At 65.4% G+C, this 18,236-nt stretch carries 17 protein-coding genes; 10 read left to right on the top strand and 7 right to left on the bottom strand.

Going from position 1 to position 18,236, the window contains the following annotated elements; translation table 11 throughout:
• Positions 1-315 precede the first annotated feature (315 nt).
• The 3 genes from ACFWF1_RS29430 to ACFWF1_RS29420 all read right to left on the bottom strand — a co-directional run bounded on the left by ACFWF1_RS29430 (position 316) and on the right by ACFWF1_RS29420 (position 3,758).
• Positions 316-1,239 (bottom strand): serine/threonine protein phosphatase, encoded by a 924-nt coding sequence (locus tag ACFWF1_RS29430; RefSeq protein WP_379288218.1) that lies wholly within the window; start codon positions 1,237-1,239, stop codon positions 316-318.
• A gap of 774 nt (positions 1,240-2,013) precedes the next feature.
• On the bottom strand, positions 2,014-2,433 hold the full coding sequence (locus ACFWF1_RS29425) for a hypothetical protein (protein ID WP_379288220.1): 420 nt from the start codon (positions 2,431-2,433) through the stop codon (positions 2,014-2,016).
• A 356-nt stretch (positions 2,434-2,789) separates the two neighbouring features.
• Positions 2,790-3,758: an Acg family FMN-binding oxidoreductase gene (locus ACFWF1_RS29420; RefSeq protein WP_379288222.1), complete on the bottom strand. Its 969-nt coding sequence runs from the start codon at positions 3,756-3,758 to the stop codon at positions 2,790-2,792.
• Positions 3,759-4,016: 258 nt separating this feature from the next.
• Between ACFWF1_RS29420 and ACFWF1_RS29415 the strand changes: the two genes are divergently transcribed.
• Positions 4,017-4,442 (top strand): hypothetical protein, encoded by a 426-nt coding sequence (locus ACFWF1_RS29415; RefSeq protein WP_379288498.1) that lies wholly within the window; start codon positions 4,017-4,019, stop codon positions 4,440-4,442.
• A gap of 71 nt (positions 4,443-4,513) precedes the next feature.
• On the opposite strand, the gene ACFWF1_RS29410 is transcribed toward ACFWF1_RS29415, so the two are convergent.
• A complete protein-coding gene (locus ACFWF1_RS29410) occupies positions 4,514-5,617 on the bottom strand; it encodes an esterase/lipase family protein (protein WP_379288224.1) in 1,104 nt (367 codons plus the stop codon).
• A 110-nt stretch (positions 5,618-5,727) separates the two neighbouring features.
• Here ACFWF1_RS29410 and ACFWF1_RS29405 point away from each other — a divergent pair, with 110 nt between their 5' ends.
• Positions 5,728-6,711 (top strand): GlxA family transcriptional regulator, encoded by a 984-nt coding sequence (locus tag ACFWF1_RS29405; RefSeq protein ID WP_379288226.1) that lies wholly within the window; start codon positions 5,728-5,730, stop codon positions 6,709-6,711.
• Between the two features lie 29 nt (positions 6,712-6,740).
• Here ACFWF1_RS29405 and ACFWF1_RS29400 read toward each other — a convergent pair whose 3' ends face one another.
• From ACFWF1_RS29400 to ACFWF1_RS29390, 3 genes are all read right to left on the bottom strand, one after another.
• Complete coding sequence (locus tag ACFWF1_RS29400) at positions 6,741-7,178, bottom strand: hypothetical protein (protein WP_379288228.1); 438 nt, start codon at positions 7,176-7,178, stop codon at positions 6,741-6,743.
• A 460-nt stretch (positions 7,179-7,638) separates the two neighbouring features.
• On the bottom strand, positions 7,639-8,223 hold the full coding sequence (locus ACFWF1_RS29395; protein WP_379288229.1) for a hypothetical protein: 585 nt from the start codon (positions 8,221-8,223) through the stop codon (positions 7,639-7,641).
• 152 nt (positions 8,224-8,375) lie between these two features.
• Positions 8,376-9,290: an RNA polymerase sigma-70 factor gene (locus tag ACFWF1_RS29390; RefSeq protein ID WP_379288230.1), complete on the bottom strand. Its 915-nt coding sequence runs from the start codon at positions 9,288-9,290 to the stop codon at positions 8,376-8,378.
• 168 nt (positions 9,291-9,458) lie between these two features.
• Here ACFWF1_RS29390 and ACFWF1_RS29385 point away from each other — a divergent pair, with 168 nt between their 5' ends.
• The 8 genes from ACFWF1_RS29385 to ACFWF1_RS29350 all read left to right on the top strand — a co-directional run bounded on the left by ACFWF1_RS29385 (position 9,459) and on the right by ACFWF1_RS29350 (position 18,236).
• The gene (locus ACFWF1_RS29385) at positions 9,459-9,944 is read left to right on the top strand and encodes a carboxymuconolactone decarboxylase family protein (RefSeq protein WP_379288232.1); all 486 of its coding nucleotides are present in this window, start codon (positions 9,459-9,461) and stop codon (positions 9,942-9,944) included.
• A 182-nt stretch (positions 9,945-10,126) separates the two neighbouring features.
• Positions 10,127-11,611, top strand: a complete 1,485-nt coding sequence (locus ACFWF1_RS29380; RefSeq protein WP_379288500.1) for a dolichyl-phosphate-mannose--protein mannosyltransferase — start codon at positions 10,127-10,129, stop codon at positions 11,609-11,611.
• Between the two features lie 151 nt (positions 11,612-11,762).
• Positions 11,763-12,782, top strand: coding sequence for an ABC transporter substrate-binding protein (locus ACFWF1_RS29375; protein ID WP_379288234.1), 1,020 nt, complete (start codon positions 11,763-11,765; stop codon positions 12,780-12,782).
• A 12-nt stretch (positions 12,783-12,794) separates the two neighbouring features.
• Positions 12,795-13,607 carry a siderophore-interacting protein gene (locus tag ACFWF1_RS29370; protein WP_379288235.1) on the top strand — a complete coding sequence of 271 codons (813 nt, stop codon included), beginning with the start codon at positions 12,795-12,797 and terminating at the stop codon, positions 13,605-13,607.
• 127 nt (positions 13,608-13,734) lie between these two features.
• A complete protein-coding gene (locus ACFWF1_RS29365; protein ID WP_379288237.1) occupies positions 13,735-16,074 on the top strand; it encodes a bifunctional salicylyl-CoA 5-hydroxylase/oxidoreductase in 2,340 nt (779 codons plus the stop codon).
• Between the two features lie 2 nt (positions 16,075-16,076).
• Positions 16,077-16,865, top strand: coding sequence for an SDR family NAD(P)-dependent oxidoreductase (locus ACFWF1_RS29360; RefSeq protein ID WP_379288239.1), 789 nt, complete (start codon positions 16,077-16,079; stop codon positions 16,863-16,865).
• Between the two features lies 1 nt (position 16,866).
• Positions 16,867-17,385 carry a MarR family winged helix-turn-helix transcriptional regulator gene (locus ACFWF1_RS29355; RefSeq protein WP_379288241.1) on the top strand — a complete coding sequence of 173 codons (519 nt, stop codon included), beginning with the start codon at positions 16,867-16,869 and terminating at the stop codon, positions 17,383-17,385.
• A complete protein-coding gene (locus ACFWF1_RS29350; protein WP_379288243.1) occupies positions 17,385-18,236 on the top strand; it encodes an enoyl-CoA hydratase family protein in 852 nt (283 codons plus the stop codon). Before ACFWF1_RS29355 ends, ACFWF1_RS29350 begins: the two co-directional genes overlap by 1 nt.

The following is an 18,236-nucleotide window of genomic DNA, read 5'->3' as shown; positions in this document are numbered from 1 at the left end:
AAACGCCACGGCTACCGCACCCCCGCCCAAGTCCTCGACCAGCTACTGTCGAACCCCGACAACCCTGTTGCATCGACCCCTTGAACCTGCCCGAGAGACCAGTTACATAGATTCCTCGTGATCGACTGTCCAACAGCGCATCGGGCGATCTCGGCGGAACATGCCGCGCGACTGACGGGCTGAGATTCGCCGCGGTTCAGAACACCCGGCATTGCCGCGTGGCGCGGGTTAGTCAGCCGTCCAAATATCTTGATCGACAAGGCTTCCCAACGCGGGCATATGTGGATGAGCGTGCCGCGGGTGACCGGTGCGCAGTTACCCAGCCGGGTACTCCGCGTGGATGTCGCCGGCGAAGAGTTCCCAGTAGAAGGAGTTCATCTTCGCGGCGGCGGGTGCATGCCGGGTCAAGATCGCGGCGACCGTCGGTGGCACGTCATCCGGTATTTGCCCGGCGGCGCACTGGAATACGTACTCGTTGCGGGCGACTGGGCCGCCGCCGGGCGGTATCGGTACCCCGCAGACATCGGTCACCAGCCAGTTGACCAGTCGCATCGCGGCATAGTCGGCGTCATGAGTGCTGTGTTGTTCGGCGAAGTCGCGCTCGGCGGCCGACAGGTCGAATTGCGGCGATGTGACCAACCCGAAATCGCTGAGATAGATCCTGGCCCCGTCGGTGCGCATATTGTCGAAATGCCCGTCCATGTGCAGCAACTCCCGATCCCGCAGAAACGTCACAATCTCTGAAAACTGCCGCTCGACTGCGGAGGCCTTGCCGACCGGGTCCTCGCGCAGCAAGTCCGGCATCGAGTACGGGATGTACTCGCAGAACAGCACAAGGCTGCATGCTGCGGCGGCCAGCGCTTCGAGACGGGTCCGCACGGCCGGGCTACCGCCCTGGGCAGTGACGACCGTGTCGATGTCTGCGTGTTCGGCTGCGATCGGCGACCGGCCAGGTAGTACTCGCCAGTGATAGAGCATCGGGAACGACTGCGTCTCGCCGCCCAGAACTGCTTCGGTGACAATGATGTTCGCCGCCAGCTCGCGCCATGCATTGAAACTCGGGCCGCCGATACCGTACTGACAGAACACCGGCAGGTCGAACAGGTTCGCGGTGGAGCCTTGGTTAGCGACCTCCCGATCGGTCAACGGGATCCGCTTGGTGAACATCGGGAGGCCGTCGACGACGAGGACTGCCGAGCCACCACCCACACCCACGCTGACGACTCGACCAGCGTCCACCAGCTCAGCGAGCTCAAAATCGCTGCGCGACGCCAGGAATGCCGAGAGTCTTTGGTGGCGAGCAGTTCTGGCAGCTGTCACCGCACGATTCTGCCACCGCTCGGATGATCGGCCGATAGAGACGCCCGCGGCTGCGTCGGGTCGAGTCAAATGGCCAGGGGCAGCCCCGTTCGCGGAGATCGAGTCGAGTCAAATGGTCGTTGTTGAAGATCAAGTAGCGACCTTTTGACTCGACTCGGTTCGTTGTCGGGTGACGGCGGCTGCCGGGCGACGCTGGACCGGGCTATTGCACACCGAACTTGGGTCCGAAGGGCTCGATACGCCACAGCCAGCCAGGCTGTGGTGCTGTTCCCGAAAGCCTTGGGCAGGGAAGCGGCGGGGGCCGGTGCAGTTGGTAGTACCGAGTCGAGTCGAATGGTCGTTGCTCAAGATCAAGTAGCGACCTTTTGACTCGACTCGATTCGTTGTCGGGTGGCGGCGGCTGCTGACGACACTGGAACGGGCTATTGCACACCGAACTTGGGTTCCCACCGAACTCGGGGCAGTCCCTAAAGTCGTCGTGGCTGCGTCGAGTCGAGTCAAATGGTGGTTCGCGGACTTCGGGTCGAGTCGAATGGTCGTTGTTGATGATCAGGTAGCGACCTTTCGACTCGGCTCGATTCTTGGTTGCTCATCGGGAGCTACTCGACGACGCTGGGAGGGGCCGTTGCGCACCGAACTTGGGGTCCGAAGGTCTCGAGAACAGCACCACAGCCAGCCAGCCAGGCTGGAAGATCACGTCGCGCGCCTAACCGTAAGGGGAAGGTCGGGGACGGCACACGACGCGCCCAGCATTACTGAGTGGCTGGCAGCGAGACCGACTGCGGCGCAGTGTATCCACGTCCTTTCGAATGCCGTGCATGCACCTTGCGTTGCAGCACTACTGAACTCGCAGTAGCCGGTGGTCCATTCGTCCTTGTCGACCTGGTACCCGACGATCTGAAAACACTCGAGGTCGTCACGGAAGCCGGGCAGGGTCTTCGCTTCGCGAATTCGCTCCTCTGCGTGCTGCTCGGTTGAGTAGACACCCAGCAGCTTGACGTCATCTCCGTCTTGCTCATCCCAGTCGAGGTCGCCATCCGCGTCGAAATGCCGAACGGGAGACCCATCCGTGGGGCGCGCGTGACCGAGGTGCCAAAGCAGGTAGACATCCACTAATAGAGCGTATGCGAGCCTGGCATTACTCAACGCAAGTGAGCGCGCATGCCGCATATCCCGCGCCTAACTGGCATTCACGGCGTGAGATGATCCGATAATCCTGACAACAGGCACTCCGGGGTGCCCGAGGCCTTTCGGCCGAACCGGTAGAGGTAAGTCGCGGGAGGCGGGAGAACCGCACGCGTGGCGCGCGATCGGTGCCGACAAGTCCTTACCGGACCCGTTCGATGTCGAGAACCGCATGTCGTGGCGGGTGGAGAACGTCTGGCACTGCGTGCAGATTCAGCCATGGGACAGATACGACTTGCCGTCACAAAGTGCCTCACTACCGAATGTGGTTGGCTGGCAACGAGTTACACGTCGATCACGTCTTCGATCGCTCGGCGTGGAGTTTCGGCCAGGGGTGCGGAATCTGTTGGTATCCAGCCGATTCGAATCATGGTTTGGGGGAAGGCGCAGTCGAAGAGCACTGCGGATCGGATGTCGTCGCGCAGTTCGGGGAGGCCGAGTGGCTCGGTTTGCAGGCAACTGGACAGGCCGAGACGGGTGGCTCCCAGTAGCAATGCGCTGGTGGTTTCGCCTGCGCGCAGTTGAGATCGGCGGTCGTCCTGCGGGGTGCAGACCACCAGCCATTCCGCGGCGTCGGGGTCGACGTGGCGGTCGATCAGTTCGGCGTCGGCGAATACTCGCGCGGGAATCTGATCGGATGGATGTGGTTGCGGCACATTCGATCCCGGCACACCGTCGACGGTCCGGCGCTGACCGCTCCACGCGGCGAGTTCGAGTTGGTAGCCGGGATCCGCGGCATGGCGGGTCACGGCATCCTGGAACGGCCGGACCAACCGGAGGCGAAGGCTTTCCGGGACGTGGCGCACCACGGCACCGAACTTCGCGGCGTTGCGCGAGATGGTTTTGAGGTCGCCGGGCGGGATTTCCCACGAGCGGAAACCGCGGCGATCGCTGTGCCGCTGCAGCAGGGCCGCGCCGAGTTCGATATCGGCCTGGGTCGGCTGGTGCGGTGCGACCTCGACGGTCGCGAGATGGTCTGGCTCATCCGGGTCCGGCAGGTGCGTGACGGTGGCGGACCAACCGAGCACGGCCAGCGCGACGCGCAGATGATGCAGCGCGGCGCCGCAGCTCACGATCAGCTTGCCCTGCTGCGGGTCACTCGCCATGAGATGCCGTTGCGGGTCGGCCCAGAGCTCGATCGCATGGTCGCCGATCCGCCAGCGCCACGGCTGGGTGTTGTGGATCGAGGGGGCGCGGCCCGCCATCTCCAGCGCGATCTTGACCGTGTCCATGGTCGGCGACGACGGTGCCATGAGCTCGGATCCATCCTTCCGATCGACAATGTTCGGCGGCGCATCACCGTGGTTGAGCAGGCCTTTCGTGATCGACGCCGGTTTCCAGTCTTACCGCGGGGCAGCTGCCTGTCATCGAGTCGTATGTCACGTGGGTTGGTGTGCGCGCCGTCAGCTGCCGATTCGCCCCGCGAAAATCAGGGCAGAATCTCGCACCGGAACGGATAGGCTCGGCGGCATTCGGGTCGGGTTCCGCCAACGTTCCAGGAGATCGCTGTGCTGACTTTCGCTCGCAAGCTCGGTATGGGCGCGGTGTTTGTCGTCGCGTCAGGATTGTCGACCGCTGGTGTCGCTACCGCGGCGCCGGTGATCGTTCCGTTTCAGATCAGTCCGGCTCCGTTCGGAAATCCGAACGGCAGTTTCGATGCGCCCGCGATTCAGTGCGCGGCGGTGGTCGGTGACCAATCCGGCGTGGTGGTGATTACCGGCAGTAGGCCGGGCGGATGGGGCTGTCTGCTCATGGCACCCGTGCAGTGGATCAACTTGTCGACCGGTGCGACCGGCTCCGCGCAGCTTTCCGACGGCCTGAACGGGATTCCGGCCCAGGTGTCGATGGTCACCGGTGCCGGACAGGTTGTCGTCATGGTCAGTCCGCGGCAGGGCGGGACGGTCACGCCCGGTTTCGCAACGCTCTCCGTGCCGTAAAACCGGCCGGGCGCCGCCGGATCGTTGGTCGATCCGGCGGCCCGCGAAAACCGTTGCCGGTCAACAGGAATTCAGATCAGCCAGGGGTTGACGCTGCAAACCAGGTCGGGATGGGCGACGGGATCGAGTGCGTGCAGCGCGATGGATATCGCCCGTGGCGAGTAGAGCATCGAATTGTGGTCGGAGATGTCCTGTGGGCAGCCGTCCTGCAGGACGATGTCGTTGACCGTGGCTCCCGGTCCGGCCGTGAGGAACGTCTTGTCGAACGGGGTCGACACCTCGTCGTAGATCCCGCCGACGATGGTGTAGTCGACGCCGGGGACCGTGTCGCCGCCCTCGTTCACCTTGGCGACGACCTTCGAGTCGTACACCTGCTGAACTCCGCCCGCGCCGAGTACCTGGGTGAACGGCACGTGCAGGTCGATGCTGCCCGGTGGCAGTTTCGCTTGGATCGCCATCATCAGCGTGGCGAAGCTGTCGAGTGAGGTGCCGTGATTGGTGCCGCCGTAGGTGATGAGGTGTCTCACCTTGTTCCGTGCGGGATCGTCGGGATTCGCGCCGCCCTCGTACTTCAAGTACAAGCGGGTTTCCAGGGCGGCTTGCGAGTGCCCGATCATGTCGACCTGGTCGGCGCCGGTGGCGACAAGCACGCGATCGACGAAGGTGGCGACCTGTTTGGTGGACTCTTCGATGTCACCGGTGGCGCCGGGAAGTAGGGCGTCGAGTCCTTGGCCCCGAACGACGGGACGGCCGAAATTGAACGTGAACACGCAGTACCCGGCCTGTTTCAGCTGCGGCGACATCGAGGCGTAGGCACCGTAGGCGTTAGCCCAGGTGCCATGCACCAGGACAACCGGGCGCGGGTGGGCGTCATCCGGTTTGCAGGACCAATCGTTGGCGCCCTGGGGTGCCGCATCCGGGAAGGCGAGGCCATAAGCGAAGGCCGCGGCTTCGTCGCGCAGTTCTGGGCCGTATCCGATCGTGTCGGAGGCGCGCGAGGTCGGCTCCGAATCCGCAACGGCCACTTCGATATTCAGCCCGAGCATGACGAGGGTTGCCGCCATGATCACCGCGATATCGCGCGGCCGGACGCGGTTCAGGTCGAGCGTGGCGCTGCGGCGCCGTTTCCGGCGAGCGTCGGTGTCGGCGCGATCGCCGGTTGGTGTGCTGGTCATCACGTGCTCCCTTCGTCCTGTCCCGGCCTTACTGGTCGGTTGTCCATGATGTCGCCAGAACGAGACGGCAAACGAGTAGCTATCTGGTCGGTTATCAGTAGGATCACGACATGCGGATGGTCGCGATCGTCGTTCCCGCCAGCGTCAACACCTTCGATATGGCGATGGGTGGGCAGCTTTTCGCTGCGGTTCGGCTCCCCGATGGCAGTCCCGGCTATGACGTCCGATTTTGTGGCGAACCCACGGTCGCGCTCGCCTCCGGCCAACCGGCCGGCATGCTGCAGACCACTTGGCCGTTGGCAACAATCGAGCAAGCAGACACGGTGATCATCCCGGCCGCGGCGAGCATCTTTCAGCCCACGACGCCGGACCTCATCGAACCGCTCGACCCTCGGCTGGTTACTGCCGTGCTACGCGCCGCGGACCGAGGCGCGCGAGTAGCGTCCATCTGCACCGGCGCCTTCGCACTCGGCGCGATGGGACTCCTGGACGGTATGCGGGCGACCACCCACTGGCTTTACTGCGACGAACTCGCCCGGCGCCACCCACTCATCGAGGTGGATCCGACCGTGCTGTTCGTCGACAACGACACGGTCGTCACCTCGGCAGGCGCGACCGCCGGCCTGGACATGTGCATGCACCTGGTGCGGCGCGATTACGGCTCGGCCGTTGCCAGCGATACCGCACGCTTGCTGGTGATGCCGCTGCAACGCGACGGCGGCCAAGCGCAATTCATTCCCCAGTACCTGCCGCCGCAGAACGCCACCGCACTGCAACCCGTACTGGACTGGATCGAGCACAACCTCGCCCGGCCGCTCACGCTGAGCGAAATCGCGAACCACGCCGGACTCAGCGTCCGGACCCTGCAGCGTCGCTTCCGAACCCAGCTCGGCACAACCACATTGAACTGGCTGCTGGCCGCTCGCGTTCATCGCGCCCAGTACTTACTCGAGACGACAGATCTATCGGTCGACCGTATTGCCGCGGAAAGTGGTTTCGGATCGGTCGTCAATCTGCGCCATCACTTCATCCGGCAAATCGGCACGCCGCCGCGCAACTACCGGCGCGCATTCGGCAACGTCGCCGCGAGTTAGTCGAGCGCGGGGAACGTCGAACGTCGCTGTCACGGTAAGGAATTCGGCCACGGGTTCTCTGCGAGGAGCACACCCGACACCCGTTGCAGACTTTGCCGGCGACGCAATTCGACCATCTCACCGCAAGGTCGTGCAGGCGACACCGACGCTTGGGACGCGCACCACTGCGAGAGCACCAGCAGCGATCGCGGATCACCCTCGTCCAGCGACACCAGCAGAGTCGCGTTCCGCTGCGGAAACGCGGGCCAGTCGACATGCAACAGCACGAGCGACTCCTGATCAGGTTGCGCCACCACCGCCTGCACGTGCAGCTCCGGCCAATCCAGCGCCGAAGTCGGTTGCGACACAGCCATTTTCTCGGCCAAGGCCTGCGCGTCCAGGTTGCCCGCGCAGACGAGATAGGCCGTCCGGAACAACCCTGATACGAGGAACAGGGTGATACCGACCAGCCCGACCGCTAGGCCCACCAACCGACCGTAAGCCGAAACAGGCCACGACACACCGGGATTCCACGGGCCTTAACATTCCGGCGGAATTCCTCAGCCGTCGCAGCCACCCAAAGGGATAGGCGGAACAGCCGAAGTTGACCGATCAGCCTCGTCACATGGTTCCGGATCAGGCTTTGGTTCCGCCGACGGCACAGGTTCTGGCTCCGCACTGGGCACAGGCCCGGGACAAGACGTGGGTTCCGACTCTCGTCCCGGTTCCGGTTCTGGCTCGGCCTTGGGTTCAGGTTTCAGGCTCGGCTCCGGCGTCGGCATCAAGTTCGGCATTGGCATCGGCCATGCCTCCGGTCCAGGTCCAGGCTCAGGTTCCGACTCCAGCTCCGGCTCCGACTCCGGTTCGGGCTGCGGCCGCGGCTCGTGCTCAGGTCCCGGCTCGGGTCCTGGCTCCGGCTCCGGTTCTGGCTCGGGTCCCGGCTGCGGCTCAGGTTTTGCTCAGCACGACATCGGTCACCCGCGACCACAGCTCTGACCGCTCCCCCGCGCCGATCTCGGCGCTGGTCATCCAGAAGTACTCGAAGTCGAGGCACCCACCTGACTCCAGCACGCCGATGGCCCTGGGCAATTGTGCCTCGGTGATCGCCTGATCGATCGCCGAACCCCACTCCGCTGGACGTTCGATCCCGTGCCGCAACACAATCGGATCACCGAGGGTGTCGACGAGGGTGTAGGCGTACGAGACCTGGTTCGGTGCAGGAGAATTGGCGTACTCGATGATATTTCGCCGCAGCGTAGTGGTGTCGTAGCGAACGCACCGAGGCTTGCCCCCGACAATCACTACGAGACCGCGCTCGTACAGATCCAGCCGAGTACGGCGGTTCCGCCCTTGTATATAGGCCAGCCACAACAGATCCCACAGTAGCCGAGCACCGACCATCAGCATGCCTGTCACACCGACGATGGCCACCGCGGCGACACCACTCACGAAACCGAGCACCGCCACCGAAGCGGCGATGAGCGTGGCAACCCCTTCGATGACATACCGCCGAACATCGGGTTGCGCTGCCACGTAAGTTCTTCGGTGCGACCCCAGATCCGCCCGCGCCGCTACCCGGCCGATATCAGCACGAAGATCACTACCGGCAGGATCCGTCACGACGGCTGACTATGCCCCGAACCGTCAACCCCGGCCACCGGCCTTGACGGAACCCATACGCGCACTCAACGGCGCAGCGCGGTCTCGCGCTCCATGTGCGACAGCTTTTCGGGATTGCGCACGGAGTAGAGCCCGGAGATGAGCCCGTCGTCGATGCGCAACGCGATGACCGTGTCGATCTCCCCGTCCTGTCGGAGCAGCAGCGCCGGAGCACCATTGACCTGCGCCGGCTCGACCGACATCGTGGCGCGGATCCGGTCGAAACCGACGGCCAGCAAGCGAGCCACGAGGTCGGAGCCGACGACGGGTCGCGGCACAGCCTGCTTGATTCCGCCACCGTCGCCGAGGAAAACCACGTCCGGCGCGAGGATGTCGAGCAGGTTCTGCATCTCGCCCGTTTCGATCGCCCGCTGGAATGCGGCGAGGGCGTCGCGGGTCTGCGACGGCGAAACGACTCCGCGCGGTCGGCGGGCCGTGACGTGTGCCCGGGCCCGATGCACGATCTGGCGGACCGCAGCCGGAGTCTTGTCGACGGCCTCGGCGATCTCGTCATAGGACAGGTCGAAGACCTCGCGCAGCACGAACACCGCACGCTCAGTCGGCGCGAGCGTCTCCAGCACGAGCAGCATCGCCATCGACACACTGTCCGCCAACTCGACATCCTCGGCCACGTCAGGCGCGGTGAGCAGCGGCTCGGGCAACCACGAGCCGACATAGGACTCCTTGCGGCGGCCGAGCGTGCGCAGCCGGCCGAGCGCCTGGCGGGTGGTGATGCGAACCAGGTAGGCCCGCTGGTCCCGAACCATGTCGAGATCGACACCCGCCCAGCGCAACCAGGTTTCCTGCAGCACGTCCTCGGCGTCGGCGGCCGAACCGAGCATCTCGTAGGCGACCGTGAACAGCAGGTTGCGGTGCGCGACGAACGCGGCGGTGGCGGGATCGGCCTGGCTTTCGGGCGCGGTGTTCGACGTACCTGCCATGGGGAAGCTCCTAGCTCTCTGCTGTGTCACCCCACCAGATGCCGCACCGCGCGGTTTTGTGACACCGCCCGATTGTGGCGCTCGTCACGTCACCGCAGCTGTCACAGGAGCCGAGTCGTCGGCATCTCATGGTCGTACACCGCAACACCAACGAGTGAGGACGACATCATGGAACCTCGAATCGACCTGTTCACCAACCAGCTCGGCGCCAAGTTCGGCAAGCGGTTCGCCAACGCCAGCATGCCGATCGCGCAGTCGTCGCTGCCGAAGGCCACGCAGGAACTGGTGTCGTTGCGCGCCAGCCAGATCAACGGCTGCGGCTGGTGCATCGACCTGCACACCAAGGACGCCGCGGCCGCGGGCGAAAGCGCGGTCCGGCTCAACCTGGTCGCCGCCTGGCGCGAGGCCACCGTGTTCACCGAGGCCGAGCAGGCCGCGCTGGCGCTGGCCGAGGAGGGCACCCGCCTCGCCGACGCCTACCAGGGCGTCTCCGACGAGACCTGGGCCCAGGTCCGCAAGCACTACGACGACGACCAGACCGTAGCCCTGGTCGCGCTGGTCGCGATGATCAACGCGGCCAACCGGCTCGCCGTGATCGTGCACCAGAAGGGAGGTTCTTACCAGCCAGGCATGTTCGACAGCTTCGCGAATTGACTCAGGCGAATCGTGGCCCGGCCCACGTTCATTCCGGGCCGGGCCCTGCCATCGAGGTCGCAAACCGTTGCAACGCTCGGGCTTTGACGCCCGGTTCGGTTGTCGGATCCGACTCTCCGTAGGGTCGGATCGTGGTTGATGTGGGGGTGAACCGGTGGGCTCGGCCGATCGTCGACGAGCCGATGGTGCGGCCGGAGCCTGGTCTGGGTGACACAGCGCGTGGTTGGTGGGTGACGATCGCGCTGACGCTGATCGCGGCGGTCACCCGGTTCGAGCGGCTCTGGTCGACGACCGATGACGGGATGCCGGTCTTCGACGAGAAGTACTACGCGTTGCAGGCGTGGGAGATGCTGACCAATGGGATGGGGATCGAGGACAATCCCGGGTACGTGGTCGTGGTGCATCCGCCGGCGGGGAAGCTGCTGATCGCGATTGGTGAGGTGCTGTTCGGTTACAGCCCGTTGGGGTGGCGGTTTTCGGCGGCGGTGGCCGGAACGCTGTTGGTGTTGCTGGTGATTCGGATCGTTCGGCGGCTGGCCCGGTCGACGCTGATCGGGGCTGTCGCGGGAATCCTGATGATCACCGATGGCGTCACCTTGGTTTCGTCGCGGATCGGGATGCTCGACATCTTTCTCGCGGTGTTGGTCACGGGGGCGTTCGGGTGTTTGATCGTCGATCGTGACGAGGTCAGGGCGCGGCTGGCCGATGCCGCGGGACGGGTCACGGCGACTTCGTTCGGGCCTCGTCTAGGGGTGCGGTGGTGGCGGTTCGCTGCTGGAGTTCTGCTCGGACTAGCTTGTGCCACAAAGTGGTCGGGGGCGTATTTGATGGTCTGCTTCGTGGTTCTGTGCCTTGGTTTCGATGCGGCGGCGCGACGGCGATACGGCGTGCCTCGCCCCTATGTCGGCACGATCGTGCGCGATGCCGTACCTGCCGTGTTCGCGTTGATCGTCGTCGCGCTCGGCGTGTATCTGGGGTCTTACGCGGGGTGGTTTGCGAGCGAAAGCGCGATCAACCGGCACGCCGTCGGGATACAGGCCGGCGCGGGCGGGTTCTTCTCGTTCGTGCCGGATGCATTGCGGTCCTTATGGTTCCAGCACGGCGAGGTCCTCGAGGTGCATACCCATCTGACCAATTCGGCGGGTTTCCACCATCCGTGGGAGTCCAAGCCGTGGACCTGGCCGATGGGGTTGCGGCCGATGCTCTACCACTATTCCGATACCGAGCAGACCACCGGGTGCGGGCAATCGGCGTGCGTGCGAGCGATCATGCTGGTGGGTACGCCCGCGATCTGGTGGCTGGCGCTGCCTGCGGTGGGGTGGGCTTTGTGGCAGTCGATTACTCGGCGCGACTGGCGATACCTGGCGGTGCTCGCCGGCTACGCGGCCGGATGGTTGCCGTGGTTCGCGGTGCTGGACCGGCAGATGTACTACTTCTACGCCACCGCGATGGCCCCGTTCCTGGTCATGCTGGTTGCGCTGGCACTCGGGCACGTCCTCGGACGCGCCGCCGAATCCGACGAGCGTCGTGGCACCGGATTGCTGGTGGTCTGCCTGTACCTGGGGTTGGTCGTTGCGAACTTTGTCTGGAATTACCCGATCCTGACCGCGATGCCGATCACGGAGTCGAGCTGGCAGCAGCATCTATGGTTGCCGAGCTGGCGCTGACGACGAAGTCGAGTCTACCGGCCAACGCTGCCGAGTCGGCTTCCGCAACAACAGCATTGGAGAAGCGGTGCTGCGTGCGGCCTGCATGCGGTGATCAACCTCATGTAGGTGAGGCTTGCCTTACTGGCGACAACTCGTTCTAATGGCCGCCATGGACACAATCCATTTGACCCGCCGCCGCCTGTTCTCGGCCGCCTGTGCGGTCGGGCTCGGGGCCGTCGCTACCGCGTGCACCGGCCGGTCTGCCGAGGACGGATCGTTCACGGGGCCGGGCGGCTGGTCATTCACCGACGACCGGAACAGTACGGTGCACACCAAGGAGGTGCCGTCCCGGATCGTCGCCTTCGTCGGGGCCGCCGCGATGCTGGCCGATTTCGGGCTGCAGGATCGCATCGTCGGGGTGTTCGGCGAAACACGAACGGCGGCACACGAACTGGCACCGTTGAAGGGCGAACTCGACCTCGACGAGGTGACCGTGCTCGGTAACAACTGGGGCGAGTTCAATGTCGAGAAGTACGCGGCGCTCGAACCCGATCTGCTCGTCACCGATATGTATGTGCCAGATCGGCTTTGGTATGTCCCGGACGAGAGCAAGGCGAGAATTCTGGCGATCAATCCGAATGTGGCGGCGGTGCGGGTCGCGCACCGGACACTGCCGGATACCATCGCACGCTATACCGAGCTCGCTCACGCGTTGGGGGCGGATCTCAACGCGCCCAAGGTAACCCAGGCCAAGGCTCGCTTCGAAGCAGCGGCACAATCGATTCGCGACGCGGTCGCGGAGCGGCCCGGACTGCGCGTGCTCGCCGCCTCCGCGGCACCCGGCATCTTCTACGTGTCCGATCCGAAAGTATCTGCCGACCTGAGCTATTTCGCGCAGTTGGGCGTCGACGTGGTCGGGCCGGAGCACGTCACCGGCGACGGCTTCTTCGAGGAGCTGAGCTGGGAGCACACCGACAAGTACCCGGCCGACCTGATCCTGCTCGACGGCAGATCCACCGGACTGTCCCCGGAGGCGCTGGCCGCCAACCCGGTCTGGCGCGGCCTGCCCGCGGTGCGCGCCAACCAGATCGGCGGTTGGCAGCCGATCTACCGGTTCTCGCACGCAGGCACGGCACCGCTGCTCGAGGACCTGGCCGCGGCCATCCGCCGCTCCGGCAAAGTCACTTGAGAAGGAATCACCATGCGCGCCCAACCTTTTCGGTTCTTCGAAAATGTGCCGGTCCTGCGGACCGAACTACTCAGCCCCTCCCAGCTCCGGATCGTTTTCGGCGGTCCGTCATTGGCGGGCTTCGCGAGCGGCGGACGCGATCAGAGCCTGTCGCTGTTTCTACCCCAGCCGGGTCAGTCGAAACCGTGGATCCCGATCGACGCCGGTGAAAACTGGTTCGCCGAATGGCGAGCCGCCGATCCTGCCGTCCGGTCGGTGATGCGGGCATACACCGCGCGCGGGCATCGTCCCGAAACGGGCGAGCTGGATATCGATTTCGTCCCGCACGCCGACGGCGGACCGGCTTCGCGATGGGCGGCCCAGACGCAACCGGGCGATCGGGTCACCATCCTCGGTCCCTCCGACGGCGACAATCGCAGCGTGGCATTCCGCCCGCCCGACGACGCGGGATGCGTGCTCATCGCCGCGGACGAGACGGCATTGCCCGCGGCGTCGAGCATCCTCGAATCGCTGCCCGCCGGGACCGTCGCCAAGGTATGGATCGAGGTGCCCAACAAGGCAGATCGCCGAGAGCTTCACACCAAGGCGGACGCCGAGATCACCTGGCTGGTGCACGACGATCGCCAGCGCGGCCAGATCCTGCGCGCAGTCCAGTCCGCCGCATTGCCGCACCGGCGGCCCTACGCGTGGATCGCGGGCGAATCGGGCGTCGTGCGCGCATTGCGCCGCCACCTCATCACCGAACGGCGTATCCCAAAGGCGGACGTAACCTTTCGCGGCTACTGGCGGCTCGGCGCTTCGGAGGACGACCTCCGCAACGAGTAAGCCGCCCGGCCGACGAAGACGCTTGGGCGTGGCTGGACGAGGACTCTGGGTCGACAATCCGGCGAAAGTGCTTTATGTCTAAAGCTTTAGGTATAAAGTACTTGGTACCGCGACTCGAGGAGAGCGTATGAAGGTCGTGTGCATCGGCGGCGGGCCCGCCGGCTTGTACTTCGGGTTGTTGATGAAGCAGCTCAATGCCGATCATGAGGTCACCGTGGTCGAACGTAACCGTCCCTACGACACTTTCGGGTGGGGCGTGGTGTTTTCCGACGCCACGATGGAGACGATGCGGGTGTGGGATCGCAGCACCGCGGACCGGATCGAGTCGGCGTTCAACCACTGGGACGACATCGAGCTGCGCTTCAAGGGGCGCGTCTTGCGTTCCGGCGGACACGGTTTCGTCGGCATCGGCCGCAAGAAGCTGCTGAACATCCTGCAGGCGCGATGCGAGGAGGTCGGGGTAAAGCTCGAGTTCGACCGAGAGGTCGACTCCGACACGGAATTCCTCGACGCCGACCTGATCGTCGCCGCCGACGGCATCTCCTCCAGAATCCGCCACAGGCACACCGATGTCTTCGTGCCCGACCTCGTGACCCGCCCGAACCGCTACATCTGGCTCGGCACCGAGAAGCTCTACGACGCCTTCACTTTCGACTTCGTCGAAACCGAACACGGCTGGCTACAGGCACATATCTACAAGTTCGACGAGAACACCAGCACCTTCATCGTCGAGGCACCCGAACACGTCTGGCGGGCACACGGACTCGACCAGGCCACACCGGACGAGTCGGTGGCGTTCTGTGAGCGGGTGTTCGCCGACAACCTGCGGGGCGAGAAGCTGATGACGAACTCACGTCATCTACCGGGTTCGGGCTGGCAGAACTTTCAGCGGGTCAAATGCGAGCAGTGGTGGCTGCACAACGGCAACAGCCACGTCGTACTGATGGGCGACGCCGTACACACCGCGCATTTCGCCATCGGCTCCGGCACCAAGCTGGCACTCGAGGACGCCATCGAACTGGTCCGCCAACTCGGTGAGTACGGCGACACACCCGCGGATCTGCCCGACGTGCTCACGCACTACCAGGAGGTCCGCTCGGTCGACGCGCTCCGCCTACAGAACGCGGCCTGGAACGCGATGGAGTGGTTCGAGGTCTGCGGCGAACGCTACTGCGACCAACTGGAACCCGAGCAGTTCATGTACTCGATGCTCACCCGCAGCCAGCGCATCAGCCACGAGAATCTGCGCCTGCGCGACAAGGGCTGGCTGGAGGACTACGAGCGCTGGTTCGACGCGCGGGCCGGCGTCGCCCGGACCACCGAAGAACCTTCCGTCCCACCGATGTTCACGCCGTACACCGCCCGCTCGGTGACGCTGAAGAATCGCGTGATCGTCTCGCCGATGGCCCAATATTCCGCCGTCGATGGGGTTCCCGGCGATTTCCACCTGGTGCACCTCGGCGCTCGTGCGCAAGGCGGTGCCGGGCTGGTGTTCGCGGAGATGACCTGTGTCAGTGCGACGGGCCGGATCACACCCGGCTGCCCGGGCCTGTACACCGACGAGCAGCGCCAGGCCTGGCAGCGCATCGCCGAGTGGGTACACGACAACACCGACGCGAAAATCGGTATGCAGCTGGGGCATTCAGGAGCCAAAGGTTCCACGCGCCGCATGTGGGACGGCACCGATCAGCCACTCACCCCGGACGACGACGAACCGAACTGGCCGTTGATCTCGGCGTCACCGCAGCAGTACCTGGCTGGGGTGAGCCAGTGGTCGCGGGCGATGACCCGCGCCGACATGGACGAGGTGACCGAACAGTTCGTCGTCGCCGCCCGCCGCTCAGCCGAAGCAGGCTTCGACTGGCTCGAATTGCACTGCGCGCACGGCTATCTGCTGTCGAGCTTCATCTCGCCGCTGACCAACCAGCGCACCGACGCCTACGGTGGCTCGTTGTCGAACCGACTGCGCTATCCACTGGAAGTGTTCGCCGCGGTCCGCGCGGTATGGCCCGCCGAACTCCCTATGTCGGTACGTATTTCGGCACACGACTGGGCCGAGGGCGGCATCACCCCGGCCGACGCCGTCGAGATCGCGAAGTGGTTCAAGCAGGCGGGCGCCGACCTGATCGACTGTTCCTCAGGCCAGGTGACCAAGCAGGAACAACCGACGTTCGGGCGCATGTGGCAGACACCGTTCGCCGACCGGGTGCGCCAAGAGGCGGGCATCGCCACCATCGCCGTCGGGGCGATCTCCGAGGCCGACCACGTGAACAGCATCGTGGCCGCCGGACGGGCCGACCTGTGTGCCATCGCCCGCCCGCACCTCGCGAACCCGTCCTGGACGCTGACCGAGGCGGCCAAGATCGGCTACACCGAACTCGGCTGGCCCAAGCAATACCGCGCCGCCAAGCGGCAATTCGAAGCGAACATCCAACGCCAGCAGGCCGCCGCGGCGGGGAAAGGCTGACCATGCCCGAGGTCGACACCAGCGGCATCGCCGACCGGCACGCGCTCGTCACCGGCGGATCACGCGGCATCGGCGCGGCGATCGCGAGCAGGCTCGCGCACGACGGCGCCCGCCTCACCCTGCTGTCCCGTGACTTCGCGCGGGCCACCGAAACCGTTGCCCGGCTGCCGAAATCGGCCAAGGCGCACGCCATCGCGTGCGACATCACCGACCCGGAGGCCATCGCCGCCGCGTTCACCGACGCCCGGCTGATGTACGGCGCGATAGACATCCTGGTCAACAACGCCGGGCAGGCGGCGAGCGCACCACTGCGGCGCACCACCGACGAGCTGTGGCAGCGCATGCTCGCGGTGAACCTCACCGGCACGTTCCTGTGCACGCGCAGCGCGGTCACCGACATGCTGGCCGCCGGGCGCGGCCGGGTGATCAATATCGCCAGCACGGCAGGCCTGCGCGGCTACCCCTACGTCACCGCCTACGCCGCCGCCAAGCACGGCGTGATCGGCCTGACCCGTTCGCTGGCACTGGAACTCGCGAACACGGCGATCACCGTGAACGCGATCTGTCCCGGCTTCACCGACACCGACCTGTTGCAGGAGAGCGTGACCCACGTGACCGAGACGACCGGCCGTAGCGCCGACGACGCACGCGCGGCCTTCACCCGGCACAACCCGCAGGGGCGGCTGATCGAGCCGGACGAGGTCGCCGCCACCGTGGCCTGGCTCTGCTCGGACGCGGCGGCTTCGCTGACCGGACAGTCGATTTCGGTCAGCGGCGGGGAGGTGATGTGAGGTGACCACCCGGCACGAGCTCGGCGACGAACGCATCGGCATGGAGGCCCGCACGGTCTCCGGCGATCACCTCGATGTGCGGCTGTGGCTGCGATTGCTGGCCACTACCAACGAGATCGAGCAGGAGATCCGTACCAGGCTGCGGGTCCGGTTCGCCACCACACTCCCCCGCTTCGACTATCTGGCCCAGCTCGACCGGCATCACGACGGGCTCCGGATGAGCGCGCTGTCCCGCTATCTTATGGTGACCGGCGGCAACGTCACCGGCCTGACCGATCAGCTGGTGGCCGAGGGCTGGGTCGACCGGATTCCGGACCCGGTCGACAAGCGCGCGACGCTGGTGCGGCTGACCGAGCTCGGGCGTGAGTGCTTCGAGGAGATGGCCGCCGAACACGAACGCTGGCTGACCGAGATGTTCGCCGGCTTCGGCCGCGGCGACGAGCAGGCGCTGTTCGACCTGCTCGGCAGGCTGCGCGTCCACCTCGCCGGAACGGCCCCCATATCGAACCAGGAACGCTGATGACCCAGAACCTCGACCCCGCACTGCGCGAGGCCAACCGCACCACACTCGCCGGCTACCAGAGCATTCACTTCCAGTGGAAGGTCGACGAGGGCGTCGGCACGATCATGCTCGATCGCCCGGACCGTAAGAACCCGTTGACCTTCGACTCCTATGCCGAGTTGCGAGATCTGTTCCGCCGCTTGGCCTATGCCGAGGACGTCGCGGTGATCGTGCTGCACGGCGCGGGCGAGAACTTCTGTTCCGGCGGCGATGTGCATGACATCATCGGCCCGTTGATCGCGCTGCCCGCGCCCGAGCTGTTGATGTTCACCCGGATGACCGGTGATCTGGTGAAGGCGATGCGGGCTTGCCCGCAGCCGATCGTGGCCGCCGTCGACGGCGTCTGCGCGGGCGCCGGTGCGATTCTGGCGATGGCGTCCGACCTGCGGGTCGGAACCGCGCGCAGCACAACGGCTTTCCTGTTCACTCGGGTCGGGCTCGCCGGGTGCGACATGGGGGCCTGCGCGATCCTGCCGCGCATCATCGGGCAGGGTCGCGCGTCCGAATTGCTCTACACCGGACGGGCAATGACCGGTAACGAGGCTTACGCATGGGGTTTCTTCAACCAGCTGACCGAACCGGAGCAACTGCTGGACACCGCCGGGCAGCTCGCGCACCGGCTGGCCGAGGGCCCGACCTTCGCGCAGGGCATCACGAAAACCATGCTGCACCAGGAGTGGTCGATGACGGTGGACCAGGCGATCGAAGCCGAAGCCCAGGCCCAGGCGCTGTGCATGCTCACCGAGGACTTCAAGCGGGCCTATCACGCGTTCCGCGACAAGCAGCGGCCGAAGTTCGAAGGGAACTAG

The organism is Nocardia sp. NPDC060255, assembly GCF_042727395.1.
Classification (GTDB): domain Bacteria; phylum Actinomycetota; class Actinomycetes; order Mycobacteriales; family Mycobacteriaceae; genus Nocardia.
Note: the sequence above shows the minus strand (reverse complement) of the source record. Positions and strands in the feature narration are given on the sequence as shown.

Bases quoted from the DNA above. Each gene is read 5' to 3' on its own strand.
- ACFWF1_RS29420 (WP_379288222.1), bottom strand. From the start codon at position 3,758: ATGGCACCGTCGTCGCCGACCATGGACACGGTCAAGATCGCGCTGGAG.
- ACFWF1_RS29410 (WP_379288224.1), bottom strand. From the start codon at position 5,617: ATGACCAGCACACCAACCGGCGATCGCGCCGACACCGACGCTCGCCGG.
- ACFWF1_RS29405 (WP_379288226.1), top strand. From the start codon at position 5,728: ATGCGGATGGTCGCGATCGTCGTTCCCGCCAGCGTCAACACCTTCGAT.
- ACFWF1_RS29390 (WP_379288230.1), bottom strand. From the start codon at position 9,290: ATGGCAGGTACGTCGAACACCGCGCCCGAAAGCCAGGCCGATCCCGCC.
- ACFWF1_RS29385 (WP_379288232.1), top strand. From the start codon at position 9,459: ATGGAACCTCGAATCGACCTGTTCACCAACCAGCTCGGCGCCAAGTTC.
- ACFWF1_RS29380 (WP_379288500.1), top strand. From the start codon at position 10,127: ATGGTGCGGCCGGAGCCTGGTCTGGGTGACACAGCGCGTGGTTGGTGG.
- ACFWF1_RS29375 (WP_379288234.1), top strand. From the start codon at position 11,763: ATGGACACAATCCATTTGACCCGCCGCCGCCTGTTCTCGGCCGCCTGT.
- ACFWF1_RS29370 (WP_379288235.1), top strand. From the start codon at position 12,795: ATGCGCGCCCAACCTTTTCGGTTCTTCGAAAATGTGCCGGTCCTGCGG.
- ACFWF1_RS29365 (WP_379288237.1), top strand. From the start codon at position 13,735: ATGAAGGTCGTGTGCATCGGCGGCGGGCCCGCCGGCTTGTACTTCGGG.
- ACFWF1_RS29360 (WP_379288239.1), top strand. From the start codon at position 16,077: ATGCCCGAGGTCGACACCAGCGGCATCGCCGACCGGCACGCGCTCGTC.
- ACFWF1_RS29350 (WP_379288243.1), top strand. From the start codon at position 17,385: ATGACCCAGAACCTCGACCCCGCACTGCGCGAGGCCAACCGCACCACA.